This window comes from Pseudomonas sp. c313 (assembly GCF_055407145.1).
In genome coordinates this window covers 755,410-778,229 of the sequence record NZ_JBUZRD010000001.1, presented here as the reverse complement: position 1 = coordinate 778,229, position 22,820 = coordinate 755,410, and the positions used below count along the sequence as shown (strand labels likewise).

Here is a 22,820-nt window from a genome sequence, read left to right as displayed (position 1 = left end):
GAAAAGAAGTCTGTAAGAGGAGAGCTTAGGCGAACGGCGCGGGTCCGTTCGCCATGAAACGGTCAGCGCAGCAATTGCAGGTGCAGGCCCTTGGCCTCGGCGGTCCCGGTTTCCATCCGCGCGGCACGCACGCCCTTGTCGATCAAGCCCTGACGCCAGGCTTCGGCATTGGGGCCTGTCAGACTGACCCGCAAGGTGGCGTCCAGGTTCAATCCACGGGAAATCAAGGTCAGCCACGTGGCGTCAAGATCGGCCCCCAGAGTGGGAAAGTCCAGCTCGCCCGTACTTTTAAGCTCGCGCAACAGGGTTGCCGAGGTCGGCAGCAAATCCCCCAATGGCGCACTGGCGTCGAGTTGCTCGACATGCAGATAGGCCCGACGATTGCCACGGGTGATGCCATACAGCGCCACCAGGGAGTTGTCCTGGGGGGCCGCCAGGCGTAGCAGCAGATATTCCTGCTGGCCGTCGGCACCTACCAGCTTCGCATTGCCGAAGACCTCATTGGCCCACAGGCTGCTTTCCCCGCAATCACGCGCCTGGCACCAAAACAGCAACTGCGCACCCTGCTCCTGCAACGCTTCACGCGTCGCGGTGAAGGCGGCACTGGAGGTGTGTTCGGCGGGCAACTCATAGGTGATGGCCGTGGCCTGGCCGCGAGCAGTGGCCTGGCCTTCGTAGCGCAACTGGCCGCTGATCTTGCGGATCGAACCCATCGGGTAGATGCGTTCCTTCTCTTGCGCCGGGCGGTAATCGACGATCTGTGCATCGGCCTGACGAGCCACGGCTGGCAAATCCTGGCTTCCTGGCAAGTCGGCAGCGAACACCAGCGGGCTGAAACAGCACAGACCCAAAATACGGATAAATCCTTTCGGCATACTCATCGGCTCAGCAAGCCCTGGCCATTCGGGGTCGCTGCGGTGTTGAAATCGTTCATGGTTGACTCCCTTTCAATCCGCCCAGCCTCGGCAGTTGCCCCCGCCAAGTCAAGGCATGGTGAAGAACCGATTGAAACAGTCTGCAACAAGGGCAGCACCGGATGCGTCGTTCAAGTGCAAATGATGGCCTCCGGGCAACCGCGCCACATTGAACGGAAGCTGGGAAAACAGTTCGGGATGTTTCGCCAGCATGCCGTCTTCGGCGACCACCAACTGTGTCGGACAGGCGACTCTGCGCACGAACGCCATGGCCTGTTCTTCCGTCAGGCGCATCGGCGAAGCCAGGGTCAAGCGGCTGTCGCTGCGCCAGGTATAACCACCCGGCACCGGCATCAGCCCCCGCTGGGCCAGGAGTTCGGCGGCTTCACGGCTGACCGCCACCACGCCTTTCATCCGCGCTTCGATGGCACGATCAAGGGTGCTGTACACCGGCTTGCGCTTGTCTTGCAGGTTCAACTGCGCCTGCAACGCCATTCCCAGGCGCTCGGCGGCATTCTCGCCGGTGGCGGTCGGCGGGATCACGCCGTCGATCAACCCCAGGTGCGTCACACGCTCGGGCAAGGCGCCGGCCAACACCAGGGAAACGATGGCACCAAGGGAGTGACCAAGTAATGCAAAACGTTTCCAGCCCAGTTGTTCGGCCACTTGCAGCACATCGTGGACGTAGTCCCACAAGGCATAACCGGCCCCCGCCGGCCGGTGGGCCGAGTGACCGTGGCCGGCCATGTCCAGGGCAATGATGCGCAAGCCACTGAGTTGGGGGGCCAGGCGGGCGAAGCTGTTGGCGTTGTCCAGCCAGCCATGCAGGGCGATAACCGGCAGACCGTCTTCAGGCCCGAACAAATGCGCGGCCAGCTCAATATGCGGCAGGCTGAGGCGAACCTCTTCGACGGGTGTAGTCATGCGCAACTGCGCTCGCGCTGGCGAGTTTCCCAGCGGGCAAACAGGTTCTTGATCAAGGTCGCGGTGTCCTGGGGGCGCTCAAGGGGAAACATGTGGCCGCCGGGCATGCTCAGCATCTCGCCCATGGGCAGACGTGCCACACCACTGGCATGGTGGCGCATGACTACCCGACTCTGCCGACCGCGCACCACCGCCAGCGGCACTTTCAATTGCCGGGTCTGCCCGGGACTGGTGTGGGGCACCCCGCGGTAGATGCTGATCTCGGTAGCTGGGTCAAAACACAGGCGCAGGCGGTCGCCCACCTGGTGCAAACCATGTTGCAGATAGGCTTCCAGGCATTCAGGGTCAAAGCCGCGAAAGAGGGTCTTGCCGGAAAAGTAACTGCGGGCGGTGTCGAGGTCGGCAAACTCTTCGCGCCGACCCAGGGTACGACCGGCCGGAGTCAGGCGGTCGATAAAACCAAAACGCTTGGCCGCACGAATCACCCAGCGGTCGGCCAAGGTCAACACCGGCGAGTCCAGCATCACCACCCCGCGATACAGATGCGGGCAGCGCATGGCGGCGTGCAGGTGCAGCACCCCGCCCAGGGAATGGCCCACGCCCCACACAGGCTCCGGTTGCTGTTCGAGGTGGTGGATCAACTCGTCCACCAGGTTCTGCCAGTTGTCGTCCACCGGAAACCTGGGGTCATGACCGTGCTGCGGCAAATGTGCGACGACGTACTCCGGGGCCAGGGCGGCAAACAACTTGCCGTAGGTCGCCGAAGGAAAGCCATTGGCGTGAGCGAAAAACACGTGCTGCGACATACCGGTTCCATCACTAAAAACAGAGGTTGATTGTCACCATGTGCGACACCGACAGCAATGACTGTAACTGCCAGGAATGATGACACTCACGCTACGCCTATCGCGCCGGCGGACTCTCGCCCAAAGGCACCACCGCCATTGTCAGGCGCGATACACAACTGGCCTTGCCTTCATCGCTGGTCAGGCGAATGTCCCAGACATGGGTAGTGCGACCGATATGGATAGCCTTGGCCACCGCCGTGACACGCCCGGAACGCAGGCCCCGCAGGTGGTTTGCGTTGATTTCCAGGCCCACGCAATAGAACTTGCTGGCGTCGATGCACAGGTAGCTGGCCATGGAGCCCACGGTTTCCGCCAGCACCACCGAGGCCCCCCCGTGCAGCAGGCCATAGGGTTGATGGGTGCGGTGATCGATCACCATGCTGGCGGTCAGGGATTGATCGTCAAACGCTTCGAAGCGAATATCCAGCACTTCACCGATGGTGTTTTTCTGGATGCCATTCAATTGCTCGATATTGGGAAGGGTGCGCCACAGGCTCATTAACGTGTCCTTATTGATTTTATGAGTGCTCAATCCTGCCACAGCACCGGCTCGGAACGCTCGCTCCAGGCCTGGAACTGTGCCCCGTACTTTGACTCGATAACATTGCGCTTGATCTTCAGGGTGGGGGTCAGAAAACCGTTTTCCACTGCCCAACTGTCTTTCACCACCACCAGTCGATGCAAGCGCTCATGTTTATCCAGGGCTTGGTTGACCTCCTCCAGCAGGCGCTCCAGGCTGCTTTGCAAGGCATGACGCGCAGCACCGGCCGCCTCTTGCACGCCCACCGCCGATAACACACACAGACCCATCGGCGCAGCCATGCCATCACCCACGACGCACACCTGCTCGATCCGCCCATGCTCCGCCAGGCGGTTTTCAATGGGCGCTGGCGCCACGTATTTGCCCTTGCTGGTCTTGAATATATCCTTGAGGCGCCCGGTGAGCCGCAAACGGCCTTCGGCATCCTGCTCGCCCTTGTCGCCAGTGCGCAGGAAACCATCCTCGGTAATCGTCTCGGCTGTTTTGACCGGGTCCTTGAAGTAACCGAGCATGGTTGCACCGCTGCGCACCTGGACTTCCCCGGCAGGATCAATGCGCACCTCAACCTCCGGGCACGGCAGGCCAATCCAGCCGATTTTCTGTTGGCCGGGGCGACAGATATGGGAGTAGCCGCAGCTTTCGGTCATGCCGTAGACCTCCAGCACATCCAGGCCCAGGCGCCGATACCAGCGCAGCAACGCCTCGGGCACTGGTGCTGCCCCGCAAAGCGCGACACGCACCGCGTCCAGCCCCAGCCCGACGAGCACCTTGTGGCCCACGCGCTTGCCGATAAACGGTAGGCTCAACAACCGCTCCAGGCGCTTTTCCGGGATTTTGCTGTAGACGCCCATCTGGAACTTGGTCCAGATCCGGGGCACACCGAACAAAGCCGTTGGCCGGGCCCGCTGCAGATCCACAAGAAAAGTGTCGAGGCTTTCGGCGAAAAACACCGTCTGCCCGGTGTAGATCGAGGCCATCTCGACAAACATCCGCTCCGCCACATGGCACAGCGGCAAGTAGGACAACAGGCGATCACCCTCCCCCAGGCCGAACAATTGGGTACCACGCACGGCGGCAAAGCCCAGTGCGGCAAAACTGTGCATCACGCCCTTGGGCAGCCCAGTGGTGCCAGAGGTGTAAATAATGGTGGCCAAATCAGACGCCGCAGGCGCCGGGTCGTCCTGGATCGGTGAACAGCCCTGCAGGTCGGCCCAGGTGTAATCGAAGTCACCCTCGGGGCACAGCGGCAGACTGATGGTGGGCAAGCCAGCCTTGAACCCGCGGGCCATGGCAGGCCAGTCGTCCAGCTTGCCGATAAACGCCAGGGCCGCCTCGGAATGCTCCAGGACATGGGCGACGGAATCAGCAGTGAGGTTGGGATACAGCGGCACAGAAACATGCCCGGCCATCCAGATCGCCAGGTCGGCGATGATCCAGTGGGCGCAGTTTTTTGAGATCAGGGCAATGTGCGAACCCTGGGGCAGTTCACGCGAGCGCAACCAGTGCGCGGCGCAGCGGGCCTGATGGCCGACCTCGCCCCAGGTGAGGGTCTGCACTTGACCGCCGCCGATGGGCTGGACCAGAAACCGTTGGCGCGGATGGCGCGCTTCACGTTCGAAGAAGACCTGCAACGGCAAACGAAAAGCGACAGACATGGGACGCGCTCCTGTGTGTTCCGACGATAGCCAACCAAGCACTTGCTTGGTTGACTATATAGCACACAAAAATGGAGCGCGATGGGTCAGGGATTCTTGACGCTATTGAGGCTCATCAACCCCGCCAACGGGAAATCCCCTTCCAGCTCCGCCAGGCTCGCGGTGCTCATGGGATGCGGCTGGCGCAGGTGCCCATGCTGCAAGAAGCTGATCAAACTTCCCACCAACGGCTGGTGACTGACCAACAGCACATTGTCATCGGTGTCGAGCTTATCCAGCACCTGAAGTGGACTGCAATCGGGAGTCAACCAGGGCTCCGTGCGTACTCCCGGCTCAAATCCCAACGCCTCACGCACCAATTGCGCCGTCTGCTGCGCCCGTACATAAGGGCTGGCGATGATGGCTTTGATCGGTTGGCCGATCAGATGGGCCGCACTGCGCAATACTTCTTCGCGGCCATGGTCAGTCAGGTTGCGCTCGGCATCACTGCGGGCATGACTCTCGGCTTCACCGTGACGCAATACCCACACCTTCATAGCTTCGGCTCCTCATCACGCACTGGATGCGGTGCCGGCGGCGCGCTGTGGGCAGCTTCGCCTTCCGGAGCACGGGGGGTTGGCCAATCGGCGAACGGCCAAGGCTTCTGCTCGCTGTGGAAGCTGCCGAAACGGCCGATCTGCGCCAGAAACTGGCTGAGGCTGTCGCCAACGTTCATCAGGCTCAGGTTCGGTGCGCCATAGACCAGGCGGTAGATCAGTTGCACCACCACCAGCGCGCCCAGGAGGAACTGCGCTACTTGCCATACCAGGGCAAACACCAGCATCCACAGGATGCGCAGGGCAATGGATTCATATTTGGGTGGCGTTTTCGGATCGTTCATCGCGCGTTCCTCAGTTGAAACCACTGGTGGAAATAAAATCGACATCGGTTTTCGGCTCGGCGCGCATCAGCAGCTCGATGACCTGGTTCAAGGTGCGCCCTTCGAACAGAATCGCATGCAAACCGGCGACCAACGGCATATAAACACCGACTTCCTGGGCCTTGGCCTTCAGCACTTTCAGGGTGTTAACCCCTTCGGCCACTTCACCCAGGCGCGTTACCGCGTCCTCCAGGCTCAAACCCTGGCCCAGGGCGAAGCCGACCTGATAGTTGCGGCTTTTCGGCGACGAGCAGGTGACGATCAGGTCACCCACGCCGGCCAACCCCAGGAACGTCATCGGGTTGGCCCCCTGATTGACCGCAAAACGGGTCATTTCCGCCAGCGCACGAGTAATCAGCATGCTCTTGGTATTTTCCCCCATGCCCAGCGCCACGGCCATACCGGCAATGATCGCGTAGACGTTTTTCAGCGCCCCGCCCAACTCCACGCCAAAACGATCGGCACTGGCGTAGACGCGAAAGGTGCGGCCATGCAGTACTTTCTGGACCCGCTCACACAGTTCTTCATCCTCGCTGGCGACCACCGTTGCGGTCAGCGCGTGCTCGGCTACTTCCCGCGCCAGATTCGGCCCGGACAGCACACCGATACGCGCTTGAGGGGCGATCTCTTCGAGGATTTCGCTCATCAGCTTGAAGGTGTGGGCCTCAATGCCTTTGGTCAGGCTGACCAGCAGCTTGCCGGCCAGGCGCTCGGCGTGGGGCGCCAGCACCGAACGCAAGGCGCTGGACGGCAGGGCGATGAAGCATAAGTCGCACGCATCCAGAGTCGCCAGCAGGTCGGTGACCGGCGTGACAGCGGGATGAATCTTGATGCCTTTGAGGTAACGAGGGTTTTCCCGGTTAACTCGAATGGCCTCGGCCTGCTCGGGATCGCGCATCCACTGACGTACCTGATGACCGTTTTCAGCCAGCAGATTAGCCACGGCGGTACCAAAACTTCCGCCTCCCAGGACCGCAATAGGGCGCTGTTCAGTCATATGCAATTCGTTAATCCATACCAGTGGCGATGACGGCATTATACGGGCCGACCTGCTGGCGGCCAGCCCCCGTGTGATTTCCCGCGCTTGTCGGAAAAAGACCGAGTGAAGCACAGTAATTGCGATGGCAGCGACTGGCAAAAGCCCCTGCCTCGGTTAACATGGGCGGCTATCCGTAATTATCAAGGCCGTGCCGTGTATTCGGGCCCTCCTCCTCGCTCATCCTTCTTTCTGGCGCTGTTGTTCAGTGCCCCGCTGCTCGCCGACGATCTTTTCCTCGACAGCCAACCGCTGCCGCAAGTCCTGACCGCCACCCGGCTCAAGCAGTCGGCTGCTGCCGTACCTGGCAGCATGACGGTGCTCGACAGCGAACTGATCAAGGCCAGCGGCGCACGGGACATCGCCGAGCTGCTGCGGCTGGTGCCGGGGATGATGGTCGGCTACACCACAGGCAACCAGGCCGCCGTCAACTATCACGGCACCAATGCCAGTGAAGCGCGGCGCATGCAGGTGCTCATCGACGGCCGCTCGGTGTACCGCGCAGGCCTGGCCACCGTGGACTGGAGCGACATCCCGGTAGCCATGGAGGATATCGAACGCATCGAAGTGTTCCGTGGGCCCAACACAGTCAGCTATGGCGCCAACGCGCTGATGGCAGTGGTCAACATCCTCACCCGCTCACCGGCCAACAGCCAGGGCACGCGGATGAAAGTCATCCGGGGCGAGCGCGGGATCAACGACTGGTACGCCAGCCAAGGCATGGGCTGGGAAACCGGCGACCTGCGACTTTCACTGTCCGGGCAACAGGACGATGGTTTTGACAGCGACCGTGTCGGTGCCGACCGCCGCGACAGCAGGCGCCTGAGTCGCTTCAGCCTGGCTGTCAGCCAGACCTTGAACCAGCAACAAAGCATCGATTGGCAATTGAGCGCCAAGGAAGGGACCAACCAGCGCCCCTACGCCTACACACCCGTGTTTGGCAAGATTACCGAAAACGGCACCAATTCCGACGTCACCGCCAAGGACTATGCCGGCTCGTTGCGCTGGAATTTCGATTTCAATCCCGACCACAGCCTGTATATCCAGGGGTCGGCCCAGCAATGGGATCGCCGGCAAATCTGGAAAGCCTGCGATGCCAAAGTCTCGTTCAGCCCCGAACTGACGCAACTGTGGCAGCTCAATCCCAACTATGCCGAGAAGTTGGCGCGGAATATGAAAGCATTCAGCCAGAATGGCGCGCCACCGGGCAGTGCGGCCGAACAGGCCCTAGGCAACCAAGTCCTGGGCCAATGGAAAAACGGCGGCCAAGACAGCGTCTGCGGCAACATCGACCAAAGCACCAAGGAAAGCCGCTACGACCTGGAACTGCAAGACACCCTGAGCCTGTCCGACAGCCTGCGCCTGGTCAGTGGCCTGAATTACCGCTATGACCGCGCCGACTCCGACACCTACTTTAACGGCACCCTCGACGACACCACCTGGCGCCTGTTCGGCCACCTGGAGTGGCGCGCCAGCGAGCACTGGTTGCTACAGGGCGGCGCGATGTACGAAAACACCCACCTGAGCGGTAACTCACTGACGCCAAGGGTCGCGGTCAACTACCTGATCAACCCGCGCCACGGCTTGCGCGCCGTTTACTCCGAAGCCATCCGCTCGCCGGACATGTTCGAGAACAACGTCAACTGGAGCTACCGAGTCACCAACCTCAGCTCCCCTACCTATGGGCAGACCTCTGGCCAGTACTTCGTCAAGACACGCGGCCCGGGCAATCTCGACAAGGAGTTGATGCGCTCCCGGGAGCTGGGCTACAACGGCTTTTTCGCCGACATCGGGCTGAACCTCGACGTGAAGCTGTTCTATGACGAAATCACCGGCATGATCAGCGAACCGTTGCGCAACAATCAGTACATTGCCAGCAACACCAACAGCTCGCGCTTTATCGGTACTGAAACTCAGCTCGACTGGCACGTAAGCACTGCCGACCGCCTGCGGCTGACCTATGCTTACGTCGACGCCAGCGCCAGCAACCCGCTCGACCAGCAACAAACAGCCCGCAACAGCGGCTCGGCCGGCTGGATGCATGAGTGGGGCGCCGGCTGGTCCAGTGCGTTGTTCTATTATGGCGACGATGCACTCAACCAATACCGCTTCCAACGGGTCGACATGCGGGTGGCCAAACGCATTGCCCTGGGCAAAGCCAACCTGGAGCTGGCCGGCATGTTGCAACAACGGCTCGATAACCAGCCCACTACCTGGCCCGACAATAACTACGACCAGCGCCACGTGCTCTACTTCAGTGCGGAGTTAGAGTTCTAGCATGAACCATGCTCAGTCACGGATGACCGCCCCCTTTTCCTCAAGGTTCTGGAGACGTTGCCTGCTGCTTGTCAGCCTGATGTTTGCTGCCCCCGCCTGGACCGCCGAGATCCTGCTGATCGCCGCCGAAGATGGGCCCGGCGTGCAGGCATTCGCTCAGGCACTCAGCCAGCAGCGTCCCGAGGACAAGGTCGACTTCAAGCCGCTGAAAGACCTGCCAGCTCCCGGCCAGTTGCCCGCCAGCACCCGCCTTATCCTGCTGGACCTGCAAAGCCTGGACTGGCGCTTGCAGGAGGCCCAGGGACCGCCGACTCTGGTGCTGCGCATCAGCCGCCTGCAAGCCCGACAACGCCTGGGCAATGCCCTGCCGAACAAGATCAGCCTGCTGTGGAGCGATCCACCGCTGGACCGGCAATTGCACTTGATCGCCAGCATCCTGCCCCAGGCCCGGCGCATTGGTGTGCTGTATGGCAACGACAGCGAGTTCCTGCTGCGTGAACTGCGCCAGTACGCCAGCCCCCTGGGCCTGGAAATCGTCCCCCAGCACTGGGACGACATTAACGACAGTCGGCCGCTGCAAGCCTTGTTCAAAAATAGCGATGTGTTGCTGGGGCTGGACGATCCGCAGCTGTACAACCCAAAAACCGTGAAAAACCTGCTCTTGAGCAGCTACGCCAGACAGTTGCCGCTGATCGGGCCCAACGCCGGCTTCGTTAGGGCCGGCAGCCTGGCCAGCACCTACAGCGACCAGAACGACTGGCTAAACGTCCTCGACCGCTTGCTGGACCATGCACCGTCCAGTTGGCCGCGCTCGCTGTACCCGGAACACTTCAAAGTCGTGGGCAACGCGCAGGTGGCACGCTCGCTGGGGATCGAACAGGTGAACGAAACCAACGTTGCGACCCGATTGGCCGAAGGAGAAAAACGCCCATGACCTTGCGTCGACGTTGGGACATCAACACCCGCACCCAGCTCATCACCCTGGGCCCGGCCCTGTTGCTGACGTTGCTGTTGATCAGCTTCTTCACCTTCGTGCGGATTCAGGACCTGCGCCAGGAACTGGATCACACCGGCCAACTGATCGCCAACCAACTGGCTCCGGCCACCGAATACGGGGTGATCTCCGGCAACAACGACGTGCTGGAAAGCCTGTTGCGGGCGACCCTGGCCACGCCTCACGTGCGCTTCCTGGAAATCCAGGACAGCGCAGAAAACATCCTGGTCTACGTCGAACAACCCTCGGAAAAACACGACCGTTCACTGACGGTGAAAGTGTTCCAGGCGCCAATACGGCTGCAACATATCCAACTGGGCAATGATTTTTTCCAGGACAGCACCGCGCAGCCCAAGGCGCCACGAGCGGACTATCTGGGCCGCGTGATCGTCGGCATGTCCAACGACGCCTTCAGCCAGCGTCAACAGGAAATCCTCTTCAAGGCCGGGATTCTTGCGTTGTTCGCTTTGCTGTTCACCTTCCTGCTGGCGCGGCGCCTGGCTGCCAGCCTGTCGCAACCGATCAGCGCCATGGGCAACGCGGTCAAGGCCATCCAGCAAGGTGACTACAAAACCCCGCTACCTATTGTCGATGACTCCGAGCTGGGCGACCTGTCGCGCCACATCAATAACCTCGCCGAAGGCCTGCACCAGGCCAGCCGTGAACAGCAGCAGGCCATGGCCCAGATGATCCAGACGCGCGAAGAGGCCGAGCGGGCCAACAATGCCAAGTCAGACTTCCTGGCAATGATGAGCCACGAACTGCGCACGCCGATGAACGGTGTGCTGGGCATGCTGCAACTGCTCGAAACCACCACCATGACCGAAGAGCAGACTGAGTACGCCGCCCTGGCTTGCGAGTCCACCGAGCACCTGCTTAAAGTCATCAATGACATCCTCGACTTCTCGCGCATCGAGCGCGCAGCCCTGGAACTGGAGCACATTCCGTTCAATCTGGTGGAGTTGATCAACAGTTGCGCCCAGGCCTTCCAGCACAACGCCGTGCAGCGTGGCCTGTTGCTGGAGTTACTGATTGCGCCTGGCATGGACGCATTGCGCGTGCAGGGCGACCCTACTCGCATCCGGCAGATTCTGGTGAACCTGATCGGTAATGCGCTGAAGTTCACCGAGCACGGCACCGTCACCGTCGAGCCCCACTGGCAAAACCTAGACCATGAACTGCTGTGGTTCACCTGCACCGTGCGCGACAGCGGGATTGGCATCTCGGCGGAGCGCCTGGAACTGATGTTCGACGCCTTTCAGCAGGCGGACAGTTCCATTTCAAGACGTTACGGCGGTACCGGCCTGGGTCTGCCTATTGCCCGCACGCTCGCCGAACGGATGGGCGGCACCTTGCGGGCCAAAAGCGAAGAAGGCCAAGGTTCGGTGTTCACCCTTGAAATCCCCTTGGCGATCTACCAACAGAGCCTGCCGGTCATCGCACCGAATGCCGAAGGCAAAGCCAGTGCGGGCGGCGGGCGCAACGTCCTGCTGGTGGAAGATAACCCCGTCAACCGCACGGTGGTCGAAGCCATGCTGCGCAGCCTGGGGTTTGAGGTCAGTATCGCCACTGATGGCGCCGAGGCGATTCGCAGTGCCGAGAGCCTGATTTTTACCGCGATCCTGATGGACTGCCGGCTGCCGGTGATCGACGGTTACGAGGCCACCCGGCAGATTCGCCAATTGCCCGGATGCGCCGACCTGCCCATCATCGCCCTGACCGCCAACGCCTTGCAGGGTGATCGGGAAGCCTGTTTGACCGCGGGAATGAACGATTACCTGGCCAAGCCGTTCAAACGCACGGATTTACAGCAAATCTTACAACGGTGGGTTCATTAGATCGGCATCGTCAGCCAACTGCGACTGGCGTGAAAGGCGAAAGTGCGGCAGTCTTAGGCACCCGAACGGGCCCGTAAACCGGCCCGGTTTAAATTTTCAGTGCACAAGTGTACATTCATGACCTTGACGCTGTGACTTTCACTACAACGCAATAGTCTATGTGTAGGCTGCCGATGTGAGGCATGAACGCTTCAGTCGGTCGGGAAGATTTGCCCTACCCTGCCGCATGGGACTATTGAGGAGCTCGCATGACCAAACAAAACGCCTTTACTCGGGAAGACCTGCTGCGCTGCGGTCGCGGTGAGCTATTCGGCCCAGGTAACGCGCAACTGCCCGCCCCGAACATGTTGATGGTGGATCGCATCACCCATATCAGCGAAGAAGGTGGCAAGTACGGCAAAGGTGAATTGGTCGCCGAGCTGGATATCACCCCTGACCTGTGGTTTTTCGCCTGCCATTTCGAAGGCGATCCGGTCATGCCAGGTTGCCTGGGCCTCGACGCCATGTGGCAGTTGGTCGGGTTTTACCTCGGCTGGCAAGGTCTGCCGGGCCGTGGTCGCGCCTTGGGTTCGGGCGAAGTGAAGTTCTTTGGTCAGGTCTTGCCGACCGCCAAGAAGGTCACGTACAACATTCACATCAAGCGCGTCCTCAAGGGCAAGCTGAACCTGGCTATTGCCGATGGTTCGGTGACTGTCGACGGTCGCGAGATTTATACTGCCGAAGGCCTTCGGGTCGGCGTATTTACTTCCACTGACAACTTTTAAGGGTTATCCGCATGCGCCGCGTCGTTATCACTGGTCTGGGCATTGTTTCGTGCCTGGGCAATGACAAAGAGACCGTCTCCGCTAACCTGCGTGCAAGTCGCCCTGGCATCCGTTTCAATCCGGAATATGCCGAAATGGGTCTGCGTAGCCAGGTTTCCGGCTCCATCGACCTGCCCCTCGAAGAGCTGATCGATCGCAAGATCTATCGCTTCGTCGGCCACGCCGCCGCCTATGCCTATCTGGCCATGAGGGATGCGATCACCGACTCCGGTCTGACCGACGAGCAGGTTTCCAACCCGCGCACCGGCCTGATCGCAGGTTCCGGCGGCGCATCGACCTTGAACCAGATGGAAGCGCTGGACATCCTGCGCGAGAAAGGCGTCAAGCGCGTCGGCCCGTACCGCGTCACGCGGACCATGGGCAGCACCGTTTCCGCCTGCCTGGCCACGCCGTTCAAGATCAAGGGCGTGAACTACTCGATCTCCTCCGCTTGCGCCACCAGTGCTCACTGCATCGGTACTGCGGTCGAGCAGATCCAGTTGGGCAAGCAGGACATCGTGTTCGCCGGCGGCGGTGAAGAAGAACATTGGAGCCAGTCGTTCCTGTTCGACGCCATGGGCGCCCTGTCCACCCAGTACAACGATACCCCGCAAAAGGCCTCCCGTGCCTATGACGCCAAGCGTGACGGTTTCGTCATCGCCGGCGGCGGCGGCATGGTGGTGGTCGAGGAGCTGGAACACGCTCTGGCCCGTGGCGCGAAGATCTACGCGGAAATCGTCGGTTACGGCGCTACTTCCGATGGCTACGACATGGTTGCGCCAAGCGGCGAAGGCGCCATCCGCTGCATGCAGATGGCCATGGCTACCGTTGACGGCCCGATCGACTACCTGAACACCCACGGCACCTCGACTCCGGTCGGCGACGCCAAGGAAATGGAAGGCGTACGTGCAGTGTTCGGCGACAAGGCTCCCGCCATCAGCTCTACCAAGAGCCTGTCGGGTCACTCCCTGGGCGCCGCCGGCGTTCACGAAGCGATCTACTGCCTGCTGATGATGGAAGGCAACTTCATGGCAGGTTCTGCCAACATCGAGGAACTGGACCCAGAAATGGCTGACATGCCGATCCTGACCAAGACCCGTGAAAATGCAACCATCAACACCGTGATGAGCAACAGCTTCGGCTTCGGTGGCACCAACGCCACACTGGTGCTGAAACGCTGGCAGGGCAAGTAAGCCTCGCAGCTTGATCACATGAAAACGCCCCGACTGGTTCGGGGCGTTTTTTATTGTGGCAAATGAATCACACCGAAAACCGCGCCACCATCGTATTAAGATCCACCGCCAACCTCGACAACTCCTGACTCGCCTCACTGGTCTGATTGGCCCCCGCCGACGTCTGCTGCGCCAAGTCGCGGATGTTCATCAAATTGCGATCCACCTCCCGCGCCACCGCCGCCTGCTGCTCCGAGGCACTGGCGATTACCAGGTTGCGCTCGTTGATCAGGGTAAACGCCGAGGCAATCTCCTCCAGTGCCATCCCCGCCGACTTGGCAATATCCAGGGTTGAACGTGCCCGGTTGTTGCTCTGCTGCATGGAGCTGACGGCCTGATCAGTGCCCTTTTGAATCCCACTGATCATCTGCTCGATTTCCTGGGTCGACTGCTGGGTGCGATGGGCCAGCGCCCGCACTTCATCGGCCACCACGGCAAACCCGCGCCCGGCATCCCCGGCCCGCGCCGCTTCGATGGCGGCGTTGAGCGCCAGCAGGTTGGTCTGTTCGGCGATCGAACGGATCACGTCCAACACCTTGCTGATGCCATAGACCTTTTGCGCCAGATCCTCGACCTGCGTGGCGTTGGCGGCCACGTCATCAGCCAGGGACTCAATGGACAGCACGGTCTGATGAACCTGTTCGCGCCCCTGCTGGGCAATGCGATCAGACTCGCGGGACGCTTGGGACGTCGCCACCGCATTGCTCGCTACCTCCTCCACCGCCGCCGTCATCTGGTTGACCGCAGTGGCCGCCTGTTCGATTTCCTGGCTTTGCTGATGCAGGCCACGGGTTGCGTCTTCAGTGACACAACTGAGCTCTTCGGAGGCGGACGCCAACTGATTGGATGAGTCCAAGATGCGCCGGATGGTTTCCCGCAGGTTCTCCTGCATGCTCTTGAGCGCCTGCTGCAAGCGCGCAGGCTCGTCCTTGCCGCTGACGGCGATCTCTGCTGTGAGATCGCCACTAGCTACGCCCTGGGCGACTTTCAACGACTGGGAGAGTGGCAGCACGATACTGCGAGTCAACAACAACGCCAGGCTGATCGTGATCAGGGTCGTCACGGCAATCATGCCAATCACCCAGCCCCGGGATTGGCTGAACACGTGCTGGGCCAGAGTCGCCGCCTGATTGGCGTTAACCTTGTTGAGATTGACCAGCTCGCGCAGGGTGCCGGCCATTTCGTCGGCCACGTGATTCATATCACCATTGGCGACCTTGATCGCGTCTTCCAGCTGGTTTTGCCGGGAAAACGCCATGACTTGCTCTTGGCGTTGCAGGTATTGCTGCTGCTCGGTTTTAAAGCGGTCGAACAGCACCGTCTCTTCGGGCAGAACAATCAACCCTTTATACAGCGACTGAGCGGTGTGCAGGCCGTTTTTAATGTCGATGAGTTTTTGTTCATTTTGCGCCAGCGCCAGGGGGTCTCGATTGATCAGCAAGCGCAAGGTCAAGGCCCGCACCCGCAGCAGGTCCTGACTCATTTCCCCGACCGCCATCACACTGGGCAGCCAGTTGGTTTCCACCTGATCCGACTGTTCACGCATATTGGCCATCTGCTGCAAGGCGAATCCGCCCAGGGCAAACACCATCAACGCCAGCAAACCAAACCCCAGACCTGCACGGGGGGCGATATTCAGACTTCTGATACTCATGCGTTGGCTCCTTCCAAAAGCGCTGCATCTACCTGCAGCGGGTTGCTCTTGAAAGGTATCGGCGCCTTGTGAGTTTTGCGTAAGACGAAAACGCGATATCAAAACGCATTAGCTGCTTGCGGCCAAAGCTGTAGCGATTCAGCGGACGGTAAAGCTCTTTTGCGTCAGCAGGCGGTCACCCTGGAACACCATGAAACGCCATTCTCCCGGCACCACTTCGTGGCTCTCGGTGAACTCGTAGGCCATCACATCCTGAGGCGCGCCGGGCACCAGCTTCTGCGTGATTTCAAACTTGTCGTGGCGAACACCGTCGGGCGTACGGATGCCGGGGGTAAAGTAGAGCAGGGTCAGCGGCGTGTCTTCAGCCACTTTGCCGACCAACTGATAGCGCAGGCCGAACTTGGTGCCCAGCTTGGCGGGGACCACTTCGGTGGATTGGATCTGTTCGTTGCTGCGGCGCAACACGCGCTCCCCCGATTGCAGTGCGGCTTTTGGGCCGTCAAACACGCCGTATTCCACCGGGCCTTCGATACGGACTTCGGCACTGGCCAGGCTGCTAATCATCATCAGCGCCGCCAGGGCGCTTGTACGGGTGAAATGCATGGTGCGCTCCTTAATTAAGATGGCGGGAGCTTATGACACGGGTGTGACGGGAAGATGACCGCAGGAGCTGTCAGCCTCGCTAAGGCTCGACAGCTCCCACATTGGGCAAAATCGCCAGAAAGTTATCTCGGGCGACTTTTCTCGCAACGTCTTCAGGCAATGCATCAAGAAACGGATCAAAGCTGCGCATCTTCTTACCCAGTTTGCTGAAACGCCCTACCACGTCGGAACCCAGCATAAAGCGCTCAGGGAAGCGCTCCACCAGCTTTACCCACTCGGGACGAGGCTTTCCCGCGCCATCCAGCAAGTAAGGCGTGAGCACGCTCCAGGACAGGTCAATGTACAGATTGGGATACGCCTCCAGCATCCGCGTCAGGGTCGGCAGGAGGAACTCCAACTGCGTCTGGTGGCGATGGATCTCCATGCTGGTGCCAGCGTGGGCCCAGATAAACCGTGTATGGGGGTGATTGCGCAGCGGTTCTTCCATTTCCGCCAGGTACAGCGGATTGCGCTCACGCTTGGAAGTGATATTGGAATGCAGCATCACTGGCAGATCATTTTCGGCGGCCAAATGATAAATCCGAGTCATGGCTTCGTTGTTGGCCCGTGGGGTATCGCCCGATGTCAGGGCGGTCAGGTCATCGTGGCGAGTGAAGACTTCCCCAATGCCCTGCCACAGGCCGGGATTGAGGTCGAGCATGCGCTGGATATGGGAGGCGGAATTCTTGTCGTTGGGGTTGAAACCTGTAAGGAACGGGTGGAAATGCTGGCGTTGTTCGGGTGTCAGTTTATTCACTGCCGCCGCGACGATTACATCCGTGGCGCTGTACCAGTAGGCATCGGCGTCGTCACCAGCGTAGTAGCGCGGACGCTTGGGCTCGTCTTCGTGCCATTTCTTTGCCACTGGGACGCCGGAAAGCATCACATGCTCAATGCGATTCTCAGCCATGGCCTTGAGCAACTTGTCCATGCCTGCCGTCTCCTGGAAGAAATCGACGTAATGCAGGTGCGCGTCGCTGTAGCTGTAGTCGCGCGCTTGGGTGGCAACGCTGATGGTGACCAGCAACAGGGTAATACTCAAGCGGGTCCAAGGCACGGGGAAACCTCGATAAGGACGAATACAGGTAGACCCCCGGCCGCCCATCCGGGTTCAGCGACAAAAAAGCAGGGAACACCCAGGTGCCAGCATGCTCTATAACTGCATGACCTTCATCCTGCCACCTAATGAGGTTCGCCATGCCTGTTACCGTGAATACCGAATCCGACAAAGGCTTTCGCCACAACATCGAAATTGCTGATGGCAATGAAAAGCATGAGCTGTTTACCGACCTGCCCAAGAGCCTGGGCGGCGAAGACTCCGCGCCCTCCCCTCATGACTACTTCGACGCGGCCCTCGGCGCCTGCAAGGCCCTGACCCTCAAACTTTATGCGCAGAAAAAGGACATCCCGCTGACCGGTGTCACCGTCGAAGTCACCCATGACAGCAGCGAAGAGCAAAAGGGCAAATACAAACTCAACGTCAAGCTGACCCTCAAGGGCGTGTTGACCGACGACCAGCGCGACGAACTGCATAGCGTGGCCGATCGCTGCCCGGTACACAAGTTGATGACCACTACCGAAATTATCATCGAGACCAAGCTCTCGGAAGGTGCCTTCAGCCAATAGCGCCAACATCCCATCGAGCGGGTTATGCTCAGCCTCATCAACCCCGCTCAGATTGGGACGTACCATGACCACTGTGACTGTGATTCGCCCTCGCGCCGAGGATGTCGAGGGCCAACCGATCCTGCGCCCGTTACCTTCAAGGCAATGCCGCAGCGTCGGACCTTTCGTGTTCTTTGACCATATGCTGGAAACCCGCTACGCACCGGGCAGCGGCATGAATATTCGGCAGCATCCCCATATTGGTCTCTCCACCCTCACCTACCTGTTTGAAGGCGAACTCCTGCACAAGGACAGCCTGGGTTCCGATCAAGTGGTCAAGGCCGGAGATGTCAGCTGGATGACTGCCGGCAGCGCCATTGCCCACGTTGAGCGCACGCCTGAAGCCCTCAAGGCCAGAGGTTTCAGCCTGCATGGGCTACAGGTGTGGCTGGCCTCTCCCAAGGAACACGAACAAGGCCCGGGGCATTACAGCCATCACTCGGCCGCCAGCCTGCCCATGAGTGACAACCTTGGGGTAAAGATCCGCCTGATTGCCGGCAGCGGCTTCTGCCTGGAGTCGCCGGTGCCGGTGTTGTCGCCAACCCTGTACGCCGAGGTGCAGATGCAGACGGCCACGACCTTGCTGATCCCCCATGAGCATGAGGAGCGGGCGGTGTATGTGCTGGAGGGTGAGGCGCAGCTTGATGGCAAGTCCCTGGAGGTCCATAGCCTGGTGGTTTTACCGGCAAGCGAAACAATGGCGCTGTTTGCCGAAACTGATTGCCATCTCGTGGTATTCGGTGGCGCGCCGCTGGATGGGCCGAGGCGAATCAATTGGAATTTTGTCGCCAGTGATCCGGCGCTGATCGAACAGGCTCGGCAGCGCTGGGCGGCCGGGGATTGGCCGACGGTGCCGGGGGAAAGTGAGCGGATTGAGTTGCCTGGGAACAAGGCTTGAAAAATGTGTGGGCTGCTGGTCGGCTGGGTACATATCCGTTATTTCGGTCAGGGCGTAACTCTAATCCGCCGTTACCGCAGAAACGGATATGTACTCAATCGCGCCTCTAAAACCGCCCCCCAAGCAATCAGCCCTTGAACACTTCATCCAGCAAGTTATGCATCGACAAAAACGCGCGGCCAGCCGTCTTGGCGTCATACATCATCTTGCCCGGCACATTCGCATCGGGATCGGTAAAGGAATGCACCGCCCCACCGTAGCTCAGCAGTTGCCAATCCACACCCGCAGCGTTCATTTCATCTTCAAACGCCGGCAGTTGCTCTTTGGGCACCAAAGGATCGGATGCACCATGCAGTACCAGTACCGAGCCCTTGATGTTCTTCGCATCGGCTGGATTCGGCGTGTCGAGGGTGCCGTGGAACGAAACGGCGGCCTTCAACGACGCGCCGGTACGGGCCAGCTCCAGGGAGCAGCACCCACCAAAGCAGAAGCCAAACGTCGCCAGCCTTGAGGTATCGACCGCCGCTTCCGTCTGCCCTTGCAACTGCTCAAGGGCCGCCTGCATACGTTTGTTCAGCAATGCCCGGTCATTTTTCAACGGCATCATCGCGGCACCCGCTTCATCGCCGCTTGAAGGGCGAACGCTTTGCCCGTACAGATCTGCGATCAGCACCACATAGCCCTTGCCGGCCACGGTCTTGGCGATCTCCTCGGCACCCACACTGACGCCCATCCAGTTCGGTGCCATCAACAGGCCCGGTAGCGGCCCCTTGTGGCTGGCATCAAAGGCCAGACGGCTTTCATAAGACTGGCCATCAATCTGATAGACCACGGAACGCACGGTGACTTGGCTCATCATTTACTCCAGTTGAGATCACTAGAACGAAAAACCCCGCCGAAGCGGGGTTTTCTAACAGCGGTGTTAAACCGACAATTCAACCAACAACTTGTTCAGTCGGCGCACATAGGCGGCCGGGTCTTTCAAGCTGTCCCCCGCAGCCAGGGCTGCCTGGTCGAAGAGGATGTGCGACAGGTCGCCAAAACGCTCTTCGCTCTGCTCGGCATCGAGCTTCTCGATCAGCGGGTGCGCCGGGTTGAATTCGAAGATCGGCTTGGAATCCGGAACCTTCTGACCGCTGGCTTCCAGGATCTGACGCATCTGCATGCCCAGGTCCTGCTCGCCAATGGCCAGGATCGCCGGAGAATCGGTCAGACGATGGGAAACCCGCACTTCGCTGACGGCATCGCCCAGGGCGGCCTTGATTCGTTCAACCAGACCTTCTTTGGTCTTGGCGACTTCCTCGGCGGCCTTCTTGTCTTCTTCCGAATCCAGGTTACCCAAGTCCAGGTCGCCACGGGCCACGTCGACAAAACTCTTGCCGTCGAAATCGCTGAGGTAGCTCATCAGCCACTCGTCGATACGGTCAGTGAGCAGCAGCACTTCGATGCCTTTCTTGCGGAAGACTTCCAGGTGCGGGCTGTTCTTGACCTGGGCATAGGTTTCGCCGCTCAGGTAGTAAATCTTGTCCTGGCCTTCCTTGGCGCGTGCCAAGTACTCGGTCAAGGAAACGTTCTGCTCGCCGTCGTCGCCCTGGGTGGAGGCAAAACGCAGCAGACCGGCGATTTTTTCCTTGTTGGCGAAATCCTCTGCTGGGCCTTCTTTCATGACCTGGCCGAAGTTTTTCCAGAAGCCCTGGTATTGCTCAGGCTCGTTCTTCGCCAGTTTTTCCAGCATGTCGAGCACGCGCTTGGTCAGCGCCGACTTCATGGAGTCGATGATCGGGTCTTTCTGCAAAATCTCACGCGACACGTTCAGCGACAGGTCGTTGGAATCAACCACGCCTTTGATAAAGCGCAGGTACAGCGGCAGGAAGGATTCCGCCTGATCCATGACAAACACGCGCTGTACGTACAGCTTCAGGCCTTTCGGCGCTTCGCGTTGGTACAGGTCAAACGGAGCACGGGCCGGTACGTAGAGCAGCGAGCTGTATTCCAGCTTGCCTTCGACCTTGTTGTGGCTCCAGCTCAGCGGGTTCTCGTAGTCATGAGCGATGTGCTTGTAGAACTCCTGGTATTCCTCGTCTTTGACTTCGGTACGAGGACGGGTCCACAGGGCACTGGCGCGGTTGACGACTTCCCATTCCTGGGCAGGAGCCTCTTCACCTTCGGCCGCCGCTTGTTCTTTCGGCAACTCAATCGGCAGGGCGATGTGGTCGGAGTACTTCTTGATGATGTTGCGCAGACGCCAGCCATCGGCGAATTCGTCTTCACCGGATTTCAGGTGCAGGACAATGCGAGTCCCACGGTCAGCCTTTTCGACGGTGGCGACTTCAAACTCGCCCTCGCCCTTGGAAGACCAGTGCACGCCTTCGCTGGCAGCGAGCCCGGCACGGCGGCTGAACACTTCAACCTCGTCAGCAACGATGAAGGCCGAGTAGAAGCCCACGCCGAATTGGCCGATCAGGTGCGAATCTTTCTTCTGGTCGCCCGACAGGTTCTTCATGAAGTCAGCGGTGCCGGATTTGGCGATGGTCCCCAAGTGGGTGATCACATCGTCGCGGCTCATGCCGATACCGTTGTCTTCGAGGGTGACGGTTTTCGCGTCTTTGTCGTAGCTCACACGGATTTTCAGTTCCGCGCCGCCTTCCAGCAATTCTGGCTTGGACAGGGCTTCGAAACGTAATTTGTCGACAGCGTCAGAGGCGTTCGAGATCAATTCGCGAAGGAAGATTTCCTTGTTGGAATACAGCGAATGGATCATGAGGTGCAGCAGTTGCTTCACCTCGGTCTGGAAGCCCAGGGTTTCCTTTTGAGTTTCCACACTCATGGTCATCAAACTCCAACTTGGATGGCAGTGGCCGCGCCCTTGAGGGTTGGCGGCGGGTTGTCATCAAAGTTGGGGGCTAAGAGCAGGATTTCAAGGGCTATCATGCTCCTGGATCTTGAAATGGGCCCGAGCGGTGGCGATAGGTTCTGCCTGGGTGCTTTGCCAAGCGGTAATCGCCACATTGGCCACCCGTCGGCCCTGACGCCACACCTGGCATTTGGCGTAGGTGTCGCGAAACTGCCCGGCACGCAGGTAATCGAGGGAAAAGTCGATGATTTTCGGCATGCTTTTTTCAAGGCCGGGCGCACCGGTAAATACCAGCAAATGCAGCGCCGCCGACAGCTCCATAAAGCCTGCGATTACGCCGCCATGGATCGCTGGCAATATCGGGTTACCAATGTTGTCCTTGTTGGCGGGCATGCGGAACAGCAACTCGTCCCCCAAGCGGGTGCATTCAATGCCGATCAGCTTGGCGTAGGGAATCAGGTTGAGTAACGCCTCGTAGTCGCCGCGATTGTGGGCCTGTTCCATCCGGGTCCTGAATCGGTGGGTCATGCCTGTTCTCCCTTGATGGTGCCACCGAGACCTTGCGTGCCTTTGAGTCGCTTGCCCATGCGCATGAAGGTGCCCACCACATGGGCAATCGGTTGCTGCGGGTCATCCTGGTAGGCAAAACCACGGGTGAAGATCACGTCGGTGGTCACCCGGTAACATTGGGCAAAGCCGAAAACCGGTTGGTGGGGCTCAGCCGGGTGCATGTAGTCGATGCGCAAGTCCAGGGTCGGACACACCTCGAACTCCGCAAGAACGCACAAAGTGGCCATGCCACAGGCCGTGTCCATCAAGGATGTGAGGGCACCACCATGGATCACCCCGGTTTGTGGGTCCCCGACGATGTGCGCGCTGTACGGCAGGAGCAGGGTCATGCCGTCCGCGCTGGCGTCATGAACCTCGATACCCAGCACCTGACAATGGCGCAAGGCTGAAACAAAGCGTACCGCACGCTCTAAAATAGGGTTGTCGGTCATTCGATAGAGACTCTTATTAGTGTTGATCCGGCGGAGTTTGTCCCCCCCGAAGAAAGTTCCTTTGCGACGCGGCTTATATATCTGTGGGATTAAAGGAACTAATACGCGCACCTTAGGCTCGAAAG

Annotated in this window: 22 protein-coding genes and 1 pseudogene; 7 read left to right on the top strand and 16 right to left on the bottom strand. The window is 59.9% G+C overall.

Annotated elements, in window-relative coordinates:
* Positions 1-62: 62 nt before the first annotated feature.
* The 8 genes from ACZRKZ_RS03840 to ACZRKZ_RS03805 all read right to left on the bottom strand — a co-directional run bounded on the left by ACZRKZ_RS03840 (position 63) and on the right by ACZRKZ_RS03805 (position 6,798).
* Positions 63-881 (bottom strand): DUF4892 domain-containing protein, encoded by an 819-nt coding sequence (locus ACZRKZ_RS03840; RefSeq protein ID WP_463969697.1) that lies wholly within the window; start codon positions 879-881, stop codon positions 63-65.
* A 102-nt stretch (positions 882-983) separates the two neighbouring features.
* Positions 984-1,838, bottom strand: a complete 855-nt coding sequence (locus ACZRKZ_RS03835) for an alpha/beta hydrolase (protein ID WP_149411474.1) — start codon at positions 1,836-1,838, stop codon at positions 984-986.
* Positions 1,835-2,644, bottom strand: coding sequence for an alpha/beta fold hydrolase (locus ACZRKZ_RS03830; protein WP_463969696.1), 810 nt, complete (start codon positions 2,642-2,644; stop codon positions 1,835-1,837). Before ACZRKZ_RS03830 ends, ACZRKZ_RS03835 begins: the two co-directional genes overlap by 4 nt.
* Positions 2,645-2,741: 97 nt before the next feature.
* Positions 2,742-3,185 carry a hotdog fold thioesterase gene (locus ACZRKZ_RS03825; protein WP_463969695.1) on the bottom strand — a complete coding sequence of 148 codons (444 nt, stop codon included), beginning with the start codon at positions 3,183-3,185 and terminating at the stop codon, positions 2,742-2,744.
* 29 nt (positions 3,186-3,214) lie between these two features.
* Positions 3,215-4,882, bottom strand: coding sequence for an AMP-binding protein (locus tag ACZRKZ_RS03820; RefSeq protein WP_463980741.1), 1,668 nt, complete (start codon positions 4,880-4,882; stop codon positions 3,215-3,217).
* An 86-nt stretch (positions 4,883-4,968) separates the two neighbouring features.
* Positions 4,969-5,418 (bottom strand): phosphohistidine phosphatase SixA, encoded by a 450-nt coding sequence (gene sixA / locus ACZRKZ_RS03815; protein WP_463969693.1) that lies wholly within the window; start codon positions 5,416-5,418, stop codon positions 4,969-4,971.
* Complete coding sequence (locus ACZRKZ_RS03810; RefSeq protein WP_463980740.1) at positions 5,415-5,762, bottom strand: DUF4389 domain-containing protein; 348 nt, start codon at positions 5,760-5,762, stop codon at positions 5,415-5,417. The genes sixA and ACZRKZ_RS03810 overlap by 4 nt, the downstream gene beginning before the upstream one ends.
* A gap of 10 nt (positions 5,763-5,772) precedes the next feature.
* Positions 5,773-6,798, bottom strand: a complete 1,026-nt coding sequence (locus ACZRKZ_RS03805) for an NAD(P)H-dependent glycerol-3-phosphate dehydrogenase (protein ID WP_149411468.1) — start codon at positions 6,796-6,798, stop codon at positions 5,773-5,775.
* Positions 6,799-6,993: 195 nt separating this feature from the next.
* Between ACZRKZ_RS03805 and ACZRKZ_RS03800 the strand changes: the two genes are divergently transcribed.
* From ACZRKZ_RS03800 to fabB, 5 genes are all read left to right on the top strand, one after another.
* Positions 6,994-9,114, top strand: coding sequence for a TonB-dependent receptor plug domain-containing protein (locus ACZRKZ_RS03800; RefSeq protein ID WP_463980739.1), 2,121 nt, complete (start codon positions 6,994-6,996; stop codon positions 9,112-9,114).
* A gap of 1 nt (position 9,115) precedes the next feature.
* The gene (locus ACZRKZ_RS03795; protein ID WP_463969690.1) at positions 9,116-10,048 is read left to right on the top strand and encodes an ABC transporter substrate-binding protein; all 933 of its coding nucleotides are present in this window, start codon (positions 9,116-9,118) and stop codon (positions 10,046-10,048) included.
* Positions 10,045-11,946: an ATP-binding protein gene (locus ACZRKZ_RS03790; RefSeq protein WP_463980738.1), complete on the top strand. Its 1,902-nt coding sequence runs from the start codon at positions 10,045-10,047 to the stop codon at positions 11,944-11,946. The genes ACZRKZ_RS03795 and ACZRKZ_RS03790 overlap by 4 nt, the downstream gene beginning before the upstream one ends.
* Before the next feature lie 248 nt (positions 11,947-12,194).
* Positions 12,195-12,710 carry a 3-hydroxyacyl-[acyl-carrier-protein] dehydratase FabA gene (gene fabA / locus ACZRKZ_RS03785; RefSeq protein WP_133099048.1) on the top strand — a complete coding sequence of 172 codons (516 nt, stop codon included), beginning with the start codon at positions 12,195-12,197 and terminating at the stop codon, positions 12,708-12,710.
* Between the two features lie 11 nt (positions 12,711-12,721).
* Positions 12,722-13,942: a beta-ketoacyl-ACP synthase I gene (fabB, locus tag ACZRKZ_RS03780; protein ID WP_463969688.1), complete on the top strand. Its 1,221-nt coding sequence runs from the start codon at positions 12,722-12,724 to the stop codon at positions 13,940-13,942.
* A 67-nt stretch (positions 13,943-14,009) separates the two neighbouring features.
* On the opposite strand, the gene ACZRKZ_RS03775 is transcribed toward fabB, so the two are convergent.
* The 4 genes and pseudogenes from ACZRKZ_RS03775 to ACZRKZ_RS03760 all read right to left on the bottom strand — a co-directional run bounded on the left by ACZRKZ_RS03775 (position 14,010) and on the right by ACZRKZ_RS03760 (position 17,382).
* Positions 14,010-14,873 (bottom strand): methyl-accepting chemotaxis protein, encoded by an 864-nt coding sequence (locus ACZRKZ_RS03775; protein ID WP_463980879.1) that lies wholly within the window; start codon positions 14,871-14,873, stop codon positions 14,010-14,012.
* Positions 14,865-15,635, bottom strand: a pseudogene (locus ACZRKZ_RS03770) (MCP four helix bundle domain-containing protein); the annotation flags it as partial. The gene ACZRKZ_RS03775 and the pseudogene ACZRKZ_RS03770, both read right to left, overlap by 9 nt.
* A 138-nt stretch (positions 15,636-15,773) precedes the next feature.
* Entirely contained in the window at positions 15,774-16,238 is a 465-nt protein-coding gene (locus ACZRKZ_RS03765; protein ID WP_463969687.1) for a DUF3859 domain-containing protein, read from the bottom strand.
* Between the two features lie 79 nt (positions 16,239-16,317).
* Positions 16,318-17,382: an amidohydrolase family protein gene (locus ACZRKZ_RS03760; RefSeq protein WP_463980737.1), complete on the bottom strand. Its 1,065-nt coding sequence runs from the start codon at positions 17,380-17,382 to the stop codon at positions 16,318-16,320.
* A 92-nt stretch (positions 17,383-17,474) separates the two neighbouring features.
* On the opposite strand from ACZRKZ_RS03760, the gene ACZRKZ_RS03755 reads away from it, so the two are divergent.
* The gene (locus tag ACZRKZ_RS03755; protein WP_463980736.1) at positions 17,475-17,903 is read left to right on the top strand and encodes an OsmC family protein; all 429 of its coding nucleotides are present in this window, start codon (positions 17,475-17,477) and stop codon (positions 17,901-17,903) included.
* Between the two features lie 64 nt (positions 17,904-17,967).
* On the top strand, positions 17,968-18,840 hold the full coding sequence (locus tag ACZRKZ_RS03750; RefSeq protein ID WP_463980735.1) for a pirin family protein: 873 nt from the start codon (positions 17,968-17,970) through the stop codon (positions 18,838-18,840).
* A 127-nt stretch (positions 18,841-18,967) separates the two neighbouring features.
* Here the strand turns inward: ACZRKZ_RS03750 and ACZRKZ_RS03745 are convergent, their stop codons facing one another.
* From ACZRKZ_RS03745 to ACZRKZ_RS03730, 4 genes are all read right to left on the bottom strand, one after another.
* A complete protein-coding gene (locus ACZRKZ_RS03745; RefSeq protein ID WP_463980734.1) occupies positions 18,968-19,696 on the bottom strand; it encodes a dienelactone hydrolase family protein in 729 nt (242 codons plus the stop codon).
* A gap of 66 nt (positions 19,697-19,762) precedes the next feature.
* Positions 19,763-21,667 carry a molecular chaperone HtpG gene (gene htpG, locus ACZRKZ_RS03740; protein WP_463980733.1) on the bottom strand — a complete coding sequence of 635 codons (1,905 nt, stop codon included), beginning with the start codon at positions 21,665-21,667 and terminating at the stop codon, positions 19,763-19,765.
* Between the two features lie 90 nt (positions 21,668-21,757).
* On the bottom strand, positions 21,758-22,222 hold the full coding sequence (locus ACZRKZ_RS03735) for a PaaI family thioesterase (RefSeq protein WP_463969681.1): 465 nt from the start codon (positions 22,220-22,222) through the stop codon (positions 21,758-21,760).
* Positions 22,219-22,695, bottom strand: coding sequence for a PaaI family thioesterase (locus ACZRKZ_RS03730; RefSeq protein ID WP_463980732.1), 477 nt, complete (start codon positions 22,693-22,695; stop codon positions 22,219-22,221). The genes ACZRKZ_RS03735 and ACZRKZ_RS03730 overlap by 4 nt, the downstream gene beginning before the upstream one ends.
* Positions 22,696-22,820: the final 125 nt, after the last annotated feature.